Raw genomic sequence first — 14,722 nt, 5'->3', positions numbered from 1 at the left:
TAATGCACAGGCGGGGGCGGCAGCCCTCGCTCTTTACATTCACCGAGGTCTTTCATGCAAGCTCGAAAACTGGCAGTCGTGGCAGCCGTCGCGTCGGCCATTGCGCTGTTCTTCATCCTGGACCTGGGCCAGTACCTGAACCTGCAGAACCTCAAGGAGCAGCAGGCCGCCATCGAAGCGTTCCGCGACGAGAACGTGCTCCTGAGCGTCACCATCTACTTCGTCATTTACGTGCTGATGGCGGCCTTGTCCCTCCCCGGCGCAGCCCTGCTGACACTGGCGGGCGGTGCAGTGTTCGGCCTGCTGTGGGGCACGGTCATCGTCTCCTTTGCCTCGACCATCGGCGCCACGCTCGCCTTCCTGATGTCGCGCTTCCTGCTGCGGAACTGGGTCGAGCAGCGCTTTGGCCAGCGCCTGCAGGCCATCGACGCCGGGGTTCGCCGCGAAGGTGCGTTCTATCTGTTCACCCTGCGTCTGGTACCGGCCTTCCCGTTCTTCCTGGTCAACCTGCTGCTCGGCCTGACTGCAATGAAGACCCGCACCTACTACTGGGTCAGCCAGCTCGGCATGCTTGCCGGCACCATTGTGTACGTCAATGCGGGCACCCAGCTGGGCAAGCTGGAGTCCCTGTCCGGCATCCTCTCGCCGGGCCTGCTCGGCTCCTTTGTGCTGCTCGGCATCTTTCCGCTGATTGCCCGCAAACTCCTGGAGGTCATTCGCATGAACAAGGTATTCGCCAACTGGACGAAGCCGTCGCGCTTCGACCGCAACCTCGTGGTCATCGGTGGCGGCAGTGCCGGACTGGTGACCTCCTACATCGCCGCTGCGGTCAAGGCCAAGGTCACGCTGGTCGAGAAACACAAACTGGGCGGGGACTGCCTCAACACCGGCTGCGTGCCCTCGAAGGCGCTGATTCGCTCGGCCAAGTTCCTCTCTCACGTCGGCAGGTCGCAGGAGTTCGGCATCAGGTCGGCGCGCGCAGAAGTCGATTTCGCCGACGTCATGGAGCGGGTTCAGTCGGTGATCAAGGCGATCGAACCGCACGACTCGGCCGAGCGCTACACCGGGCTCGGCGTCGATGTCGTGCAGGGCGCAGCGAAGATTGTCTCGCCCTGGGAGGTCGACATCACCCTGGAGGACGGCAGCACGCAACGCCTGACCACCCGCAGCATCGTCATCGCCACCGGCGCCCGTCCCTTCGTGCCACCTATTCCGGGCATTGAGCAGGTTAGCTACCTGACTTCGGACAACGTCTGGGAACTACGCGAACTGCCGCAGCGCCTGATCGTACTCGGCGGCGGGCCGATTGGATGCGAACTGACCCAGGCCTTCGCACGGCTTGGCGCCAGCGTGACCCAGGTCGAGATGGAAGCGCGCATCATGGGTCGCGAAGACCCAGAGGTCTCGGACCTCGTCACCGAGCGCTTCCGCGCCGAAGGCGTCGCCGTGCTGACCGGGCACAAGGCCAAGGAATTCCTCATCGAAAACGGCGAGAAGATCCTGATCGCCGAACACGAAGGCGAGGATGTTCGCATTCCCTTCGACGCCGTGCTGGTCGCCGTCGGCCGCGCGGCCAACCTGAAAGGCTTTGGCCTCGAAGAACTGGGCATTCCGACCGGACGAACGGTGGACACCAACGCGTTCCTGCAGACCAACTACCCCAACATTTACGCCGCAGGCGACGTCGCCGGGCCCTTCCAGTTCACCCATACGGCTGCGCACCAAGCCTGGTATGCCGCGGTCAACGCACTCTTCGACCCGCTAAAGAAATTCAAGGCGGATTACTCGGTGATCCCCTGGGCCACCTTCGTCGAACCCGAAGTCGCCCGCGTCGGCCTGAACGAACAGGACGCAAAGGCACAAGGCATCGCCTTTGAGGTGACCACTTACGGCATCGACGATCTCGACCGCGCCATCGCCGACGGCGAGGCACATGGCTTCATCAAGGTACTCACCGTCCCTGGCAAGGACAGGATTCTCGGCGTGACCATCGTCGGCGAGCACGCGGGCGACCTGATCGCCGAGTACGTGCTGGCCATGAAACAAGGCATCGGCCTGAACAAGATCCTCGGCACGATCCATATCTACCCGACACTGGCCGAGGCCAACAAGTATGTCGCAGGCAACTGGAAGAAGGCGCACGCACCGCAACAGTTGCTGGCCTGGGTCGAACGCTTCCACGCCTGGCGCAGGGGCTGAGACAAACGTCGTTTGCGAAAAGGCGAGGTCCCGGCACGGTGCGCGCATGGATGACGTGCACGTGGAAAGGACCGTTCCCGATGATGGCAGGCGCCAGCAAGAATCGGCGCAGTGCCGGAGAGCCCTGAGCCGGATTGCGCACCCGCCGCTTCGTCCGCCCTCCTTTTGCCGCACAATGTGGCGTGAAGGAGGTGTTCATGAAAGCAAGCGACTCGGCACCGGCGCCGGGAGCCGGTGTCCTCAAACAGGCCGCAGCCACATGATGGCGACACAACTTTCCTGCGGCCTGCTGGTGATCAATGAACGCGGCGAACTGCTTGTGGGTCATTCCACCGGAAGCACGCACTGGGACCTGCCCAAGGGCCTCATCGATGAGGGAGAGAGCCCCATGGCTTGCGCCCTGCGCGAGGCTCGCGAGGAGTTCGGACTCGAGTTCCCGACCGGGCGCCTGGTCGAGCTGGGCCGTTACGCCTACTACCGCGGCAAGGATCTTCATCTGTTCTGCGTCGGCACCACATCCACCGAAACCCGTCCCGAGCATTGCCGGTGCACGAGCTACTTCGACCACTACGTGACCGGCAAGCGTGCGCCGGAAGTCGATGGCTTCGCCTGGGCTGACGACGCGCAGCTGCGTGTTCGGCTGGCAAAGAGCATGAAGAGACTGCTGCTGGAAAAGGGCTTGCTCGCACACGCCAGAACACTGCTCGGGCGCGCACCGGACGCGGGCTAGCTCAGACCCGGCTCAAGAAGCACCCGGTTCAAGAAGCTCGGTATCTTCATGAGCGTATGCCGGTGCACAGCAGCACAGCAATTTCAGCGGGGCATCTCCAAGCGCTTCGATGCAGTGCGGTGTGCCGGGCGGAATGCAGACGGTATCGCCGGCCGCCACGTCGAAACGCGCGTCGCCGAGTTGCATCCGCCCTGTTCCCGACGTGATGTGATAGAGCTCCTCGGTCAGGGCGTGGCGATGCAGCTGCGTTCTCGTCCCTGCGGGGACGGTGGCTTCGGCCAGGCTCTGTGCCTTGTTGCCATGTACGTCCGGATGCATCAGTTCGCGAATCATCGAACCGTCCTTCGTGATGTAGGGCCTGGCTTCGCTGTATCCGTACTTCATGAAATCTGCCTCCGCTGATTGCATCCGCCTCGGTCTTCAGTCATCGCTGCCAGCGCCGCCCCGCCGTTCCATCGTTGCAAGAAGATGCAGACGTGCCCGAATGGACTGAGCCGGAAAAACAAAAAGCCAACCCCGAAGGATTGGCTTTTGTCTGATTCGTTTGGTCGGGGCGGTGGGATTCGAACTCACGACCCCTTGCACCCCATGCAAGTGCGCTACCAGGCTGCGCTACGCCCCGACACAAGCCGGCATTATAGCAGGCCAAAAAAACTTTACCAGCAAAAAATCAGCTTTTCAGCGCTGCCAGTGTAGTCTCGATTTCATGCCGCAAATCCGCGATCAAGGCCTTGTAGCGTGTTGCCGCCTCGATCTCTTCGTGCTGATGAATCGCGGCTTCGCCGAGACGGTTGCGTGCCCCGGAAATAGTAAAGCCTTCGTCATACAGCAGATGGCGGATGCGCCGGATCAGCATCACTTCATGATGCTGATAGTAGCGACGGTTGCCGCTGCGCTTGACCGGCTTGAGCTGGGTAAACTCCTGCTCCCAGTAACGCAGCACATGTGCCTTGACCCCGCACAGTTCGCTTACCTCACCGATCGTGAAGTAACGCTTGGCGGGAATCGGCGGCAGTGCTGCCGTACCGGTTTCAGGGTTGCTTGCTTGCATCGCTGAGTTCCTCTACCGCGGCCTTGAGCTTCTGGCTGGCGTGGAAGGTGACCACCCGACGGGCAGTGATCGGAATTTCCTCGCCAGTCTTCGGGTTGCGCCCCGGACGCTGCGGTTTGTCACGCAACTGAAAGTTGCCGAACCCGGACAGTTTCACACTGTCGCCGCGCTCGAGCGCTGTCCGGATTTCTTCAAAGAAGCCTTCCACCATGTCCTTGGCTTCACGCTTGTTCAGGCCAACCTGCTCAAACAGCAGATCGGCCAGTTCGGCTTTGGTCAAGGTCACGTTCATTCTCCCGATCCACGCAGTCGCGCACCCAGCGTGAGCTCAGCATGGCGGAGCAGTGCCGACATTGCGGCTTCCACCTCGGCATCTTCAAGGGTCCGTTGAGTATCTTGCATCAACACACTGAAAGCAAGACTCTTCTTGTCAGGGTCAATGCCCTTGCCATGGTAGACGTCGAACAGGCTGATCTCGCGTACGAGGCTCGGCGCCGCTTCACGCAGCACTGCCAGAACACGCGTCGCACTGAGTTCCTGATTGACCACCAGGGCCAGGTCACGGGCAACCGCCGGCATACGCGACACACTGCCCGATGCAGGCAGAATCGCCTCCAGTGCGGCATCAAGCTCAACCTCGAACACCACCGGTGCAGGCCCGAGATCGTAGCGCTGCACCCAGATCGGATGCAGTTCGCCGATGACACCGATGCGGCGACCATCGAGCATGACGACTGCCGCCCGCCCCGGGTGCAGCGCGGGATCGGCCAGGCATTCAAAGCTGAGTTCGCGCGGCGCGAACAAGGCCTCGAGATCCCCCTTGAGATCATAGAAGTCGGTCGTCCTGCTGCGCTCGCCCCACTGTTCGGGCACGACCGGACCGGCGGCAAGCGCGGCAATTCGCCGCGGCTGATGGAAGCCGGCTACCGGCTGACCGTCAGCCTTGCGCTCGAAGCAGCGCCCGAGCTCGAACACGCGAACACGGTTCTGCTGGCGCTTGCGGTTCGTGACCAGATTGGCAGCCAGTCCCGGAATCAGGCTTGAGCGCATGACGCTCATCTGACTCGCGATCGGGTTGGCAAGACGGATCGGATCTTCGTTGGAACAGAAATCGCGCTCCCACGCTTCTTCGACGAAGGCGAAGTTAACCACTTCCTGGAAGCCGCGCGCAGCGAGCAGGTGGCGAACATCCCATTCGCTGCGATCGGACTCGCTGCGATCCAGCATCACCAGCCGACCCAAGGGTGCGACCGCGGGGATGTTGTCATACCCATGCAGCCGAGCCAGCTCTTCGATCAGGTCTTCTTCAATCTCGATATCGAAACGGAAGGAAGGCGGGCTGACGAGCAGCGCGTCACCGTCCCGGCTCACTTCAAGATGGACGCGTTCGAGCAGTTTCTGCATTGCGTCGTCGGCCATGTCAATGCCAAGCACGCGGCGAGCACGTGCCGGACGCAGACGCACCGGCGGACGGGCGGGCAATGCATCGGCAGCCAGCGCCTCTTCAACCGGGCCTGCAGCACCACCGCAGATCTCGAGAATGAGACCGGTGGCGCGCTCCAGCGCCGGGCGGGCGAGTGCGAAATCGACACCGCGCTCGAAACGATGCGAGGCATCGGACGAGAAACCGTAGGCACGGGCGCGACCGGCGATTGCGTCGGGTGCGAAGAAGGCGCTTTCGAGGAAAACTTCGGACGTTTCCAGCGTGATACCGCTCTCTTCACCGCCCATGATGCCTGCCAGCGCAAGCGCGCAGTGCTCGTCGGCGATCAGCAGCGTGTCGGCCGCCGGGGTCACCGTCTGTTCGTTGAGCAACAGCACCTGCTCACCCTCCACCGGAAGGCGCACATGAATTGCGCCCTTGAGACGGGTGTTGTCGAAAGCGTGCAGCGGTTGCCCGAGCTCGAGCATCACGTAGTTGGTGATATCCACCAGCGCGCTGATCGACCGGATGCCACTGCGCTGCAGACGCTGCTTCATCCAGTCCGGTGTCGGCGCCTTGGCGTCAACACCCTTGAGCACACGACCACAATAACGCGGACAGGCCTGGGGCGCGTCAAGCAGGATCGCACGGCGATCGTCGATCGTCGGTACAACCGCAGCAATCTCGGGCCGCACCAGCGGCACGCCAGTGAGGGCCGCGACCTCGCGTGCCACGCCGGTCAAGCTCAGACAGTCGGAGCGGTTCGGCGTGAGCTTGATCGTGAACAACGTGTCGTCGAGCGCAAGGTATTCCCGGATGTCCACGCCCACCGGCGCATCGTCGGGCAGCGCATACAGACCGCCATGCTCGTCGGACAGACCAAGCTCGCGCTCCGAGCACAGCATGCCGAAGGATTCAATACCGCGCAGTTTGGCCGCCTTGATTGCAAAGTCACCCGGCAGCACCGCACCCACCTTGGCGCACGGCACTTTCAGACCGACCGCGGCATTGGGTGCGCCACAGACGATCTGGAGGAGCTCCCCGGCGCCGGCGTCGACCTTGCACAGCTTGAGCTTGTCGGCGTTCGGATGCTTTTCGGCTTCGACGATCTGCGCCACGACGATGCCGGTAAATGCCGGCGCCACGGGTTCGGCTTCTTCCACTTCGAGGCCGGCCATGGTCATCAGATGACCCAGCGCAGCACTATCAAGAAGCGGATTGGTGAAGGTCCGCAGCCAGTGTTCGGAAAATTGCATGATTCGCTTACCTGAATTGGCTCAAGAAACGCAGATCGCCCTCGAAGAAGAGGCGCAGATCGTTGACGCCGTAGCGCAGCATGGTCAGGCGGTCCGGCCCCATGCCGAAAGCAAAGCCGGTATAGCGCTCGGGGTCGATGCCGCCGAGGCTGAGCACGTTCGGATGGACCATGCCGCAACCGGCGATCTCCAGCCAGCGACCTTCGAGCGCACCGCTCATGAAGGCCACGTCGATTTCAGCCGAAGGTTCGGTGAAGGGGAAGAAGGACGGACGGAAGCGCACCTGCAGGTCTTCGGTCTCGAAGAACTTGCGCAGGAAATCGGCAATCACGCCCTTGAGGTCGGCAAAGCTGACGTTCTCACCCACCCACAGGCCCTCGACCTGGTGAAACATCGGCGAGTGCGTGGCATCGGAGTCCACCCGGTAGACCCGGCCCGGCGCGATCACGCGAATATCGGGCATGGTGTCCAGGTGCTTGTAGCGTTCGACGTGCGCCATCATCGCCCGGTTCTGTACCGGGCTGGTATGGGTGCGCAGCAGGACGTCGTCCCGGCCTTCCAGGTAGAAGGTATCGTGCATCGAACGCGCTGGGTGATTCTCAGGCGTGTTGAGCGCGGTGAAGTTGTGCCAGTCGGTCTCGATCTCGGGACCATCCGCCACCACGAAACCGACGGAGCGGAACAGGCTTTCGATACGCTCAAGGGTGCGGCTGACCGGGTGCAAACCACCGGAAACCGAGCCGCGCCCCGGCAGGGTGACGTCGAGTGCTTCCGCGGCGAGCTGAGCCAGCAGCGCGGCTTCGCGCAAGGATTCGCGGCGCGCTTCGAGCGCAGCTTCGATCGCGACCTTTGCACGGTTGATTGCAGCGCCAGCTTCGCGCTTCTGTTCAGGCGCAAGCTTGCCCAGCGCCTTCATCTGTTCGGTGAGCGACCCGCTCTTGCCAAAAAAGCGCGCTTTTGCCTGCTCAAGCTGGGCGCCATCAGCTGCCGCGGAGAACGCCTCCTCGGCCTGTTGAACCAGTTGATCGAGCTTATCCATGTCCCTGCCATCTCGGGAAAATCAGAAAAAAAAAGGAGGCCAGGCCTCCTTTTTTCGGGCTGCGACGACTTACGCAGCGATTTGGGCCTTGGCTTGCGCGACGAGCGCTGCAAACGCGGGCTTGTCGAAAACGGCCAGATCGGCCAGAACCTTGCGGTCCACTTCGACAGCGGCCTTCTTCAGGCCATTCATGAATACGCTGTAGGTCAGACCGCACTCACGCGCAGCGGCGTTGATACGGACGATCCACAGGGCACGGAACTGACGCTTCCTTTGACGACGGTCGCGGTAAGCGTACTGGCCGGCCTTCATCACCGCCTGTTTGGCGATGCGATAGACGTTTTTGCGACGGCCGCGGTAACCCTTGGCCTGAACGAGAACTTTCTTGTGACGTGCGCGGGCTGTTACACCACGTTTAACTCTGGGCATAGCGGTCTCCTATCAAGCGTAAGGCAGCATGGCGCGGATCAGCTTTTCGTCGGCTGCATGAATTTCCTTCATGCCGCGCAGCTGGCGCTTGCTCTTGGTGGTCTTCTTGGTAAGGATGTGGCGTTTGAACGCCGAGGACCGCTTGATCCCACCGCTAGCACGAACCTTGAATCGCTTCTTGGCTCCGCTCTTGGTCTTCATCTTGGGCATTGCTTAGACTCCGAGTTTATAGAATGCCGTCAGGTAGTACCGGTTCAGGTACGTTTTACACCCAACACCACTTGTTTTCCGCAGACATCCACAGCTGGATGTCTGCGGTCTTGCCACCGGTTACCCGGCGGCAAATCCTGCAACCGCCCGATCAGCGATTCTTCTTGATCGGCGCGATGACCATAACCATCTGACGCCCTTCCATCTTGGGCATCTGCTCAACCTGACCGAGCTCTTCGAGATCGGCCTTGACTCGCTCAAGCTGACGCAGACCAAATTCCTGGTGCGCCATCTCTCGTCCGCGGAAGCGAAGCGTGACCTTGCACTTGTCACCTTCATCCAGGAAGCGCTTCAGGTTGCGCAGCTTGATCTGGTAGTCGTTCTCGTCCGTACCCGGACGCAGCTTGACTTCCTTGATCTGAATCTGCTTCTGCTTGGAACGCGCCTCGTGGGCTTTCTTCTGCTCCTGATACTTGAACTTGCCCAGATCCATTACCCGGCAAACCGGGGGTTCCGCCATTGGCGCGATCTCGACAAGGTCCAGCCCGATTTCTTCTGCTGCTTCGAGGGCAATTCTCAGGGGGACAATACCCAGCGGTTCACCGTCTTCACCGACTAGCCGGACTTCCGGCGCGGTGATCTCCCCGTTGACGCGCTGCTTTTTATCTTGAGCGATGGTTCAGTTCTCCATAAAGGCCAATATCAGACCGAGCCGGCTTTCGCTTCAATTTCACGATGCCAGCGCTCGATCAGCGAATCTAGGGACATTTGGCCAAGATCCTGGCCACCCCGGACGCGCACAGCAACCACCCCGGCGGACTTTTCCTTCTCGCCGATTACGATCTGGTAAGGCAGCTTGTGCACGCTATGTTCGCGGATTTTATAGTTAATCTTTTCGTTACGCAAATCCGTCTCGACCCGGAAACCGGCTTTCTTCAGTCTCTGAGTGACTTCCTGCGCGTATTCGGCCTGACCTTCCGAAATATTCATCACCACCGCATGAACCGGCGCCAGCCACAGCGGCAGCGCCCCGGCGTAGTGCTCGATCAGGATGCCGATGAACCGCTCCAGCGAACCCAGGATTGCGCGATGCAACATCACCGGATACTTCTTGGTGTTGTCCTCGGCGACGTATTCGGCCTCGAGCCTCACCGGCAGGTTGAAGTCGAGCTGCAGCGTACCGCACTGCCACACCCGTCCGAGGCAGTCCTTCAGCGAAAACTCGATCTTGGGACCATAGAACGCGCCCTCGCCCGGCTGCAGGTCGTATTCAAGCCCCTGGGCATCAAGCGCAGCCGCAAGCGCCGCCTCGGCCGCATCCCACTGCTCGTCGCTACCCACCCGCTTGTCCGGGCGCGTCGACAGCTTGATCAGCACATCGGTAAAGCCGAAGTCGACATAGACTCGCTGCAGCAGACGGATGAACTCGGCCGCTTCGTCCTGCACCTGTGCATCGGTACAGAAGATGTGCGCATCGTCCTGCACGAAGTTGCGCACGCGCATGATCCCGTGCAGCGCGCCGGACGGCTCGTTGCGGTGACAGGAGCCAAACTCGGCCATCCGCAGCGGCAGATCGCGGTAGCTCTTCAGACCCTGGTTGAAGATCTGGATATGACACGGGCAGTTCATCGGCTTCACTGCATAGTCGCGCTTTTCCGACTGCGTGGTGAACATGAGGTCGGCGTACATACCCCAGTGACCGGATTTCTCCCACAGCGAGCGATCAACGATCTGCGGCGTCTTTACTTCCTGATAGCCAACATCGCCAATGGTCTTGCGCAGGTACTGCTCGACCTGTTGCCACAGCGTCCACCCTTTGGCATGCCAGAACACCATGCCCGGCGCCTCTTCCTGGAGATGGAAGAGATCGAGCTGACGACCCAGCTTGCGGTGATCGCGCTTCTCGGCCTCTTCCAGCATGTGCAGGTAAGACTCGAGATCTTCCTTCTTCACCCATGCCGTGCCGTAGACCCGCTGCAGCATTTCGTTCTTCGAGTCGCCACGCCAGTAGGCCCCGGCCAGCTTCGTGAGCTTGAACACCTTGAGCTTGGCCGTCGACGGCACGTGCGGGCCACGACACAGATCGATGAAATCGCCCTGACGATAGAGCGAGACATCCTCGTCAGACGGGATGGAGGCAATGATCTCGGCCTTGTAGTTCTCGCCAATCCCCTTGAAGAACTCGACCGCCTTGTTGCGCGGCCAGACTTCACGCGTCACCGGCAGTTCGCGCTTGACGATCTCCGCCATGCGCTGCTCGATGGCAGCCAGATCTTCCGGCGTGAACGGGCGATGATAGGAGAAATCGTAGTAGAAGCCATTGTCGATCACTGGCCCGATCGTCACCTGCGCTTCCGGGAACAGCTCTTTCGCCGCGTGCGCCAGCAAGTGCGCCGTCGAATGACGAATGACCTCGAGACCTTCCGGATTCTTGTCGGTAATGATTGCCAGCGCAGCATCGGATTCGATGCGGTGCGAGAGATCAACCAGACGGCCATCCACACGCCCCGCCAGCGAAGCCTTGGCCAGCCCCGCACCGATCGAAGCGGCGACCTCACCCACAGTAACCGGATGGTCGAACTGACGAATGGAACCATCGGGAAGCGTGATATTCAGCATGATCTCTAGCCTCTAGACTGGGTGAGCTGATGAAAAGTGACAGCTCTGGTAATGCGACCTTGGTTGCACTGCACAAAACGTGGACGAAAAAAAAGTGCGGTCGAACCGCACTTTTTCCTCAAGCAGACAAGCGGACCCGACCTGTTCAGTTTCCGGCCTTGGTATGAGTTCGGAACATGGCAAATCGACTCCAAGTGTTGGTAGGCGCGATTGGACTCGAACCAACGACCCCCACCATGTCAAGGTGGTGCTCTAACCAGCTGAGCTACGCGCCTGCTAAGAGCCGCGAATTATAGGCACTTCACGACAGGTGTCAAACTATTTTTAAAACTTTCTTCAAAAAAATTAAATCTCGGGCCATTCGGCCAAGAACGCCTCCCAGTGCGGAGCGCCGATCCGCCCCAGCGCTTCGCGCACCACAGCCAGTTCGCTCGCAAGGCCGGCCGCATCGAGGTGGCCGCGCATGCGCTGAAAACGCAGGAACACGAGGTAAGTATTCACCACGTCAGTCTCGCAGTAGTCGCGAATCTCAGCGATGCGCCCCTCCTGCCAGGCGGCCCATACAGCAGATCCGTCCATGCCGAGCTTGCCGGGATACCCCATGAGCTTTGCCAGATCATCCAGCGGCGCATTGGCACGTGGCGAATACATTGCCAGCATGTCCATCAGATCGAGATGCCGCGTGTGGTAGCGACTGATGTAGTTGTTCCACTTGAAATCCCGCGAATCGGCGTAGTCGCCGTCACCCAGGTCCCAGTAGCGGGGCGCAGCTACGCCATGGAGCATGCCGCGGTAGTGAAGCACCGGAAGATCGAAGCCGCCGCCGTTCCAGGACACGATCTGCGGGGTGAAGCGCTCCACCCCGTCGAAGAAACGCTGGATGATCTGCCCCTCGTTCGACTCCGGCTCCGATAGCGAGAACACGCGGAACTGATTCGCATCGCGCATGGCGCATGAAATCGTCACCACCCGCTGCAGATGATGAGGCAGGAAATCATTCCCGTGGCTCGCCCGCCGTTGCTGGAAGGCGAACTCCGCCACCTCGAAGTCGGAGAGATCATCCGGCAACTCGTTGAGGCGTCGGATCCCATCCACGTCGGGAATGGTTTCGATATCGAAAATCAGGGTCGGCATCACTTCTGAACCCAGCCTCCGCCCTGCTGCACCCACCAACCGGGCTGCGCCCGCTGCACCCAGCGCTTGGCAAAGGTGTTACGCACGTCCGACTCCCACTCGGGGTGCCCGTTGGCACGCGCAATTTCACGATAGAGGGCGCTACGATCAGCGTTCTCGGCCGCGATCAGGGCATTGACCTGACCGCGCTGAGCCAGGGGCACATTGCCGGCACTGTGCAGCGCCACTGAGCCATCATCCGCAAGCCCCACCGCACCCGACTGGTACAGCGGCGCAAGCTGCGAGTGGCGTTGGTGCATCGACTGCTTGAGCGCACCGATTGCCGGAGAATCGATCTCGAGATTGCCCTGCGCTGCAACCGAGAGCGAAACGCTCAGGAGCACCGCACAAATCAGGGGAGCGAGTTTCATGGTTTCTTTTCCTCCGCAGGCGGCTTGGCGGGCACGGCAGCATCTTCCCGCAACTGCCACACTTCGTCGATGATCCGGTCCGCAGCCTTCTCCGCCGCAGCGGCCGGGAAATAGATATTGATCGTGACACAGGCACTGCTGGTCAGAACCAGCGCGCCCAACAACACGTTTCGCAAGCTTGGCGACATGTCACCTCCTTCGTTACGCGGCACTCCGTACCGCCCGCTTCAGCGCACCTCGGCCGCAGCATTGCCTTCGATGACACGCTGAAGGCGCTCGACCAGTTCGCGCCAATCCACGCGTCGATTGTAGCCGATGACATCCAGAGCCGGGATTCCGCCGCCACTGACGATCACGAAGCGCCCCGCCTCCGCACCGTCGCCGATGCCGCTCATCTCGCACACACCTGACTTCAGAACACAACCGAGCCCGATTTCCCGATAGCCGAAGGTGTCGAAGAACCCGAGCAGGCTGCGCTGAATCGCTGCCATTGCGCCCGGCCCGCCCAGCGCACTGATGTTCTGCACAGCTCGCTGGCTGATGCGTCGCGGATAACGCCCCGGACTGCTGCTGACCCGCGCATCGAAGCCCACCGGACGCCAGCGCACCAACTCCAGCCGACGAACGTCGGCATCAACGAAGCCCGTAATAGTGCCGAAGCTGAAGGTTTCGGTCAGTTGCTCAAGATCGAGATGACGCGCCTCAATGTCGGCGGTGAGGTGCGAACCGACGCCAAAGGGTTCCAGAACCCTGAGCCCGGTTGCCCGCAGATAACCGTCGAACACGGAGACCACCGTCGTCCCGTCCAGCACGACCTCGCCTGGTGACGCGCGCAGCCCCGGAATCGAGCCCGACAGCACGCCGGACATTGACGGCAGGTCCAGTGCATCGGTGAGCAGGCGCATCGACACCGGCTCGATGACCAGACTTCCCTTGCCCACCCAGCCCTCACTCCCGGCATTCAGGACCGTCTCGCCAAATACCAGCGCGCCATCAAGCAGCGGAATACGCACCCGATCGACACGGATGCTGCGCTCGTCGATGCTGACGCCAAGGTCAAATGCACCGAGTGCAAGCTTTTGCCAGCGCCCGCCTCCGATCTGCAGCTCCCCGCGCGTCGGCAGACCGTGGCGCCATGGCACATGACCGCTCAACGGCCCGAAGGCCAGCCCCGGGCCCCCATCGCCACCCGCAAGGCTGACGCCGGCCTCGTCGAAGACTGCATCGAGCGCGCGCAGGTGCACGCCCTCGAACTCAAGCGCCCCGCTGACCCGCCCGGCAAAACGCAAGCGCTCGCCGGCAGCCGGTGCCACCAGCGGCGCCAGCCAGCGCGGCCCGACAATCGCAAGATCAGCGCCAGCAAGCGCGACCGAAAGTCTGTCGGGCATACCGGTGGCCAGATTGATCCGCGCCGACGCCGCGAGCTGCTCGACCCCCTCAAGCATCACGGACGCCTCGTGCACCTCAAGCACGCCTGGCCGCAACTGCCCGTGGGCGTGCAAGGACGGGCCGGCCTCGACGAAGAAAGGATGAAGATAGGCAGCCCCCTCGCGCCACCCGAGCTCGGCGATCCAGTCCCAACGCCCCGACTTCAGGACTGCATCGACACGCACATCAAGCGCAAGCTTTTCTGCCGCGTGCAAACCGTCCGCGGACCCGAAGGCGCCACCGGAAAGACGGCCGGTCAATTCAAGCATCCGGGTTGGATGCCACAGGAGCTCACCGTCGAAACGCCCCGTCGGCGACCACGGCTTGAGCACCGGCAGCCAGGTCGGCAATGCGGCGAGATCGAGTCCGATGACCTTCGCCCGCACACTCCCATCGCCGGGCAGGCGTGCCGTCAGCCGCGTACCGTCTGGCGTACCAATGGCGAACGTGCCGGCGCGGGTTGCGAGGTCGAGTCGAAACGAGATTTGCAGGGGGTGCGGCAGACCGGGGAGGCGAAAGACCCCGTCGGTGCAACGAACGACCGTCGCATCGAGACTGCCGTGAGCGCAGTCGAGGCGCACGTTGCGCCAGTGCCGGTCGGCAACCCGCAGACGAGCGATGCTCAGACTCGCACGCCCACCTACAGGAAAGCTGAATTGCAAACCCTGCAGGCCGAAGCCCGGGTGCTCGATGCGGTCGACCGACAAAGCCAGCGTGCCCAGCGCCGATGCGGCCACAGGCAGGGAAAGCAGCACCATGCACAGCCATCGCCATGCATGGCGCAGGAGCGGACG

At 61.8% G+C, this 14,722-nt stretch carries 15 protein-coding genes and 2 tRNA genes; 2 read left to right on the top strand and 15 right to left on the bottom strand.

Annotation, left to right across the window (positions count from 1 at the left end; genetic code table 11):
- Nucleotides 1–54 precede the first annotated feature (54 nt).
- On the top strand, nucleotides 55–2,199 hold the full coding sequence (locus tag CEW87_RS13450; protein ID WP_108973722.1) for an FAD-dependent oxidoreductase: 2,145 nt from the start codon (nucleotides 55–57) through the stop codon (nucleotides 2,197–2,199).
- Nucleotides 2,200–2,458: 259 nt separating this feature from the next.
- Nucleotides 2,459–2,929 (top strand): NUDIX domain-containing protein, encoded by a 471-nt coding sequence (locus CEW87_RS13445; protein ID WP_108973720.1) that lies wholly within the window; start codon nucleotides 2,459–2,461, stop codon nucleotides 2,927–2,929.
- A 12-nt stretch (nucleotides 2,930–2,941) separates the two neighbouring features.
- Here the strand turns inward: CEW87_RS13445 and CEW87_RS13440 are convergent, their stop codons facing one another.
- From CEW87_RS13440 to CEW87_RS13370, 15 genes are all read right to left on the bottom strand, one after another.
- The gene (locus tag CEW87_RS13440) at nucleotides 2,942–3,313 is read right to left on the bottom strand and encodes a cupin domain-containing protein (protein WP_108977207.1); all 372 of its coding nucleotides are present in this window, start codon (nucleotides 3,311–3,313) and stop codon (nucleotides 2,942–2,944) included.
- 161 nt (nucleotides 3,314–3,474) lie between these two features.
- Nucleotides 3,475–3,551, bottom strand: a tRNA-Pro gene (locus CEW87_RS13435).
- Nucleotides 3,552–3,599: 48 nt separating this feature from the next.
- Nucleotides 3,600–3,980, bottom strand: coding sequence for a MerR family transcriptional regulator (locus tag CEW87_RS13430; protein ID WP_108973718.1), 381 nt, complete (start codon nucleotides 3,978–3,980; stop codon nucleotides 3,600–3,602).
- The gene (locus CEW87_RS13425; RefSeq protein WP_108947619.1) at nucleotides 3,961–4,272 is read right to left on the bottom strand and encodes an integration host factor subunit alpha; all 312 of its coding nucleotides are present in this window, start codon (nucleotides 4,270–4,272) and stop codon (nucleotides 3,961–3,963) included. The genes CEW87_RS13430 and CEW87_RS13425 overlap by 20 nt, the downstream gene beginning before the upstream one ends.
- A complete protein-coding gene (gene pheT / locus CEW87_RS13420; protein ID WP_108973716.1) occupies nucleotides 4,269–6,659 on the bottom strand; it encodes a phenylalanine--tRNA ligase subunit beta in 2,391 nt (796 codons plus the stop codon). The genes CEW87_RS13425 and pheT overlap by 4 nt, the downstream gene beginning before the upstream one ends.
- A 7-nt stretch (nucleotides 6,660–6,666) precedes the next feature.
- On the bottom strand, nucleotides 6,667–7,698 hold the full coding sequence (gene pheS, locus CEW87_RS13415) for a phenylalanine--tRNA ligase subunit alpha (protein WP_108947617.1): 1,032 nt from the start codon (nucleotides 7,696–7,698) through the stop codon (nucleotides 6,667–6,669).
- A gap of 69 nt (nucleotides 7,699–7,767) precedes the next feature.
- Nucleotides 7,768–8,127, bottom strand: a complete 360-nt coding sequence (gene rplT, locus CEW87_RS13410; protein WP_108947616.1) for a 50S ribosomal protein L20 — start codon at nucleotides 8,125–8,127, stop codon at nucleotides 7,768–7,770.
- Between the two features lie 12 nt (nucleotides 8,128–8,139).
- Nucleotides 8,140–8,337: a 50S ribosomal protein L35 gene (rpmI, locus tag CEW87_RS13405; RefSeq protein ID WP_108947615.1), complete on the bottom strand. Its 198-nt coding sequence runs from the start codon at nucleotides 8,335–8,337 to the stop codon at nucleotides 8,140–8,142.
- 151 nt (nucleotides 8,338–8,488) lie between these two features.
- Nucleotides 8,489–9,013 carry a translation initiation factor IF-3 gene (infC, locus tag CEW87_RS13400; RefSeq protein ID WP_108947614.1) on the bottom strand — a complete coding sequence of 175 codons (525 nt, stop codon included), beginning with the start codon at nucleotides 9,011–9,013 and terminating at the stop codon, nucleotides 8,489–8,491.
- Between the two features lie 26 nt (nucleotides 9,014–9,039).
- Entirely contained in the window at nucleotides 9,040–10,956 is a 1,917-nt protein-coding gene (gene thrS / locus CEW87_RS13395) for a threonine--tRNA ligase (RefSeq protein ID WP_108973714.1), read from the bottom strand.
- A 198-nt stretch (nucleotides 10,957–11,154) separates the two neighbouring features.
- A tRNA-Val gene (locus CEW87_RS13390) sits at nucleotides 11,155–11,231 on the bottom strand.
- A gap of 70 nt (nucleotides 11,232–11,301) precedes the next feature.
- The gene (locus CEW87_RS13385; RefSeq protein ID WP_199917018.1) at nucleotides 11,302–12,090 is read right to left on the bottom strand and encodes a 3'-5' exonuclease; all 789 of its coding nucleotides are present in this window, start codon (nucleotides 12,088–12,090) and stop codon (nucleotides 11,302–11,304) included.
- Nucleotides 12,090–12,500 carry a YdbL family protein gene (locus CEW87_RS13380; protein ID WP_108973710.1) on the bottom strand — a complete coding sequence of 137 codons (411 nt, stop codon included), beginning with the start codon at nucleotides 12,498–12,500 and terminating at the stop codon, nucleotides 12,090–12,092. Before CEW87_RS13380 ends, CEW87_RS13385 begins: the two co-directional genes overlap by 1 nt.
- A complete protein-coding gene (locus CEW87_RS13375) occupies nucleotides 12,497–12,688 on the bottom strand; it encodes a hypothetical protein (RefSeq protein WP_108973708.1) in 192 nt (63 codons plus the stop codon). The genes CEW87_RS13380 and CEW87_RS13375 overlap by 4 nt, the downstream gene beginning before the upstream one ends.
- A 39-nt stretch (nucleotides 12,689–12,727) precedes the next feature.
- Complete coding sequence (locus tag CEW87_RS13370) at nucleotides 12,728–14,686, bottom strand: hypothetical protein (RefSeq protein ID WP_108973706.1); 1,959 nt, start codon at nucleotides 14,684–14,686, stop codon at nucleotides 12,728–12,730.
- Nucleotides 14,687–14,722 lie beyond the last annotated feature (36 nt).

Source organism: Parazoarcus communis, from assembly GCF_003111665.1.
In the GTDB taxonomy this organism is placed as follows: domain Bacteria; phylum Pseudomonadota; class Gammaproteobacteria; order Burkholderiales; family Rhodocyclaceae; genus Parazoarcus; species Parazoarcus communis_B.
Note: the sequence above shows the minus strand (reverse complement) of the source record. Positions and strands in the feature narration are given on the sequence as shown.

Excerpts from the sequence above, each read along its gene's own strand:
- CEW87_RS13450 (WP_108973722.1), top strand. The coding sequence starts at position 55 with ATGCAAGCTCGAAAACTGGCAGTCGTGGCAGCCGTCGCGTCGGCCATT.
- CEW87_RS13445 (WP_108973720.1), top strand. The coding sequence starts at position 2,459 with ATGATGGCGACACAACTTTCCTGCGGCCTGCTGGTGATCAATGAACGC.
- CEW87_RS13440 (WP_108977207.1), bottom strand. The coding sequence starts at position 3,313 with ATGAAGTACGGATACAGCGAAGCCAGGCCCTACATCACGAAGGACGGT.
- CEW87_RS13430 (WP_108973718.1), bottom strand. The coding sequence starts at position 3,980 with ATGCAAGCAAGCAACCCTGAAACCGGTACGGCAGCACTGCCGCCGATT.
- CEW87_RS13425 (WP_108947619.1), bottom strand. The coding sequence starts at position 4,272 with ATGAACGTGACCTTGACCAAAGCCGAACTGGCCGATCTGCTGTTTGAG.
- pheT (WP_108973716.1), bottom strand. The coding sequence starts at position 6,659 with ATGCAATTTTCCGAACACTGGCTGCGGACCTTCACCAATCCGCTTCTT.
- pheS (WP_108947617.1), bottom strand. The coding sequence starts at position 7,698 with ATGGATAAGCTCGATCAACTGGTTCAACAGGCCGAGGAGGCGTTCTCC.
- rplT (WP_108947616.1), bottom strand. The coding sequence starts at position 8,127 with ATGCCCAGAGTTAAACGTGGTGTAACAGCCCGCGCACGTCACAAGAAA.
- rpmI (WP_108947615.1), bottom strand. The coding sequence starts at position 8,337 with ATGCCCAAGATGAAGACCAAGAGCGGAGCCAAGAAGCGATTCAAGGTT.
- thrS (WP_108973714.1), bottom strand. The coding sequence starts at position 10,956 with ATGCTGAATATCACGCTTCCCGATGGTTCCATTCGTCAGTTCGACCAT.
- CEW87_RS13385 (WP_199917018.1), bottom strand. The coding sequence starts at position 12,090 with ATGCCGACCCTGATTTTCGATATCGAAACCATTCCCGACGTGGATGGG.
- CEW87_RS13380 (WP_108973710.1), bottom strand. The coding sequence starts at position 12,500 with ATGAAACTCGCTCCCCTGATTTGTGCGGTGCTCCTGAGCGTTTCGCTC.
- CEW87_RS13375 (WP_108973708.1), bottom strand. The coding sequence starts at position 12,688 with ATGTCGCCAAGCTTGCGAAACGTGTTGTTGGGCGCGCTGGTTCTGACC.
- CEW87_RS13370 (WP_108973706.1), bottom strand. The coding sequence starts at position 14,686 with ATGGTGCTGCTTTCCCTGCCTGTGGCCGCATCGGCGCTGGGCACGCTG.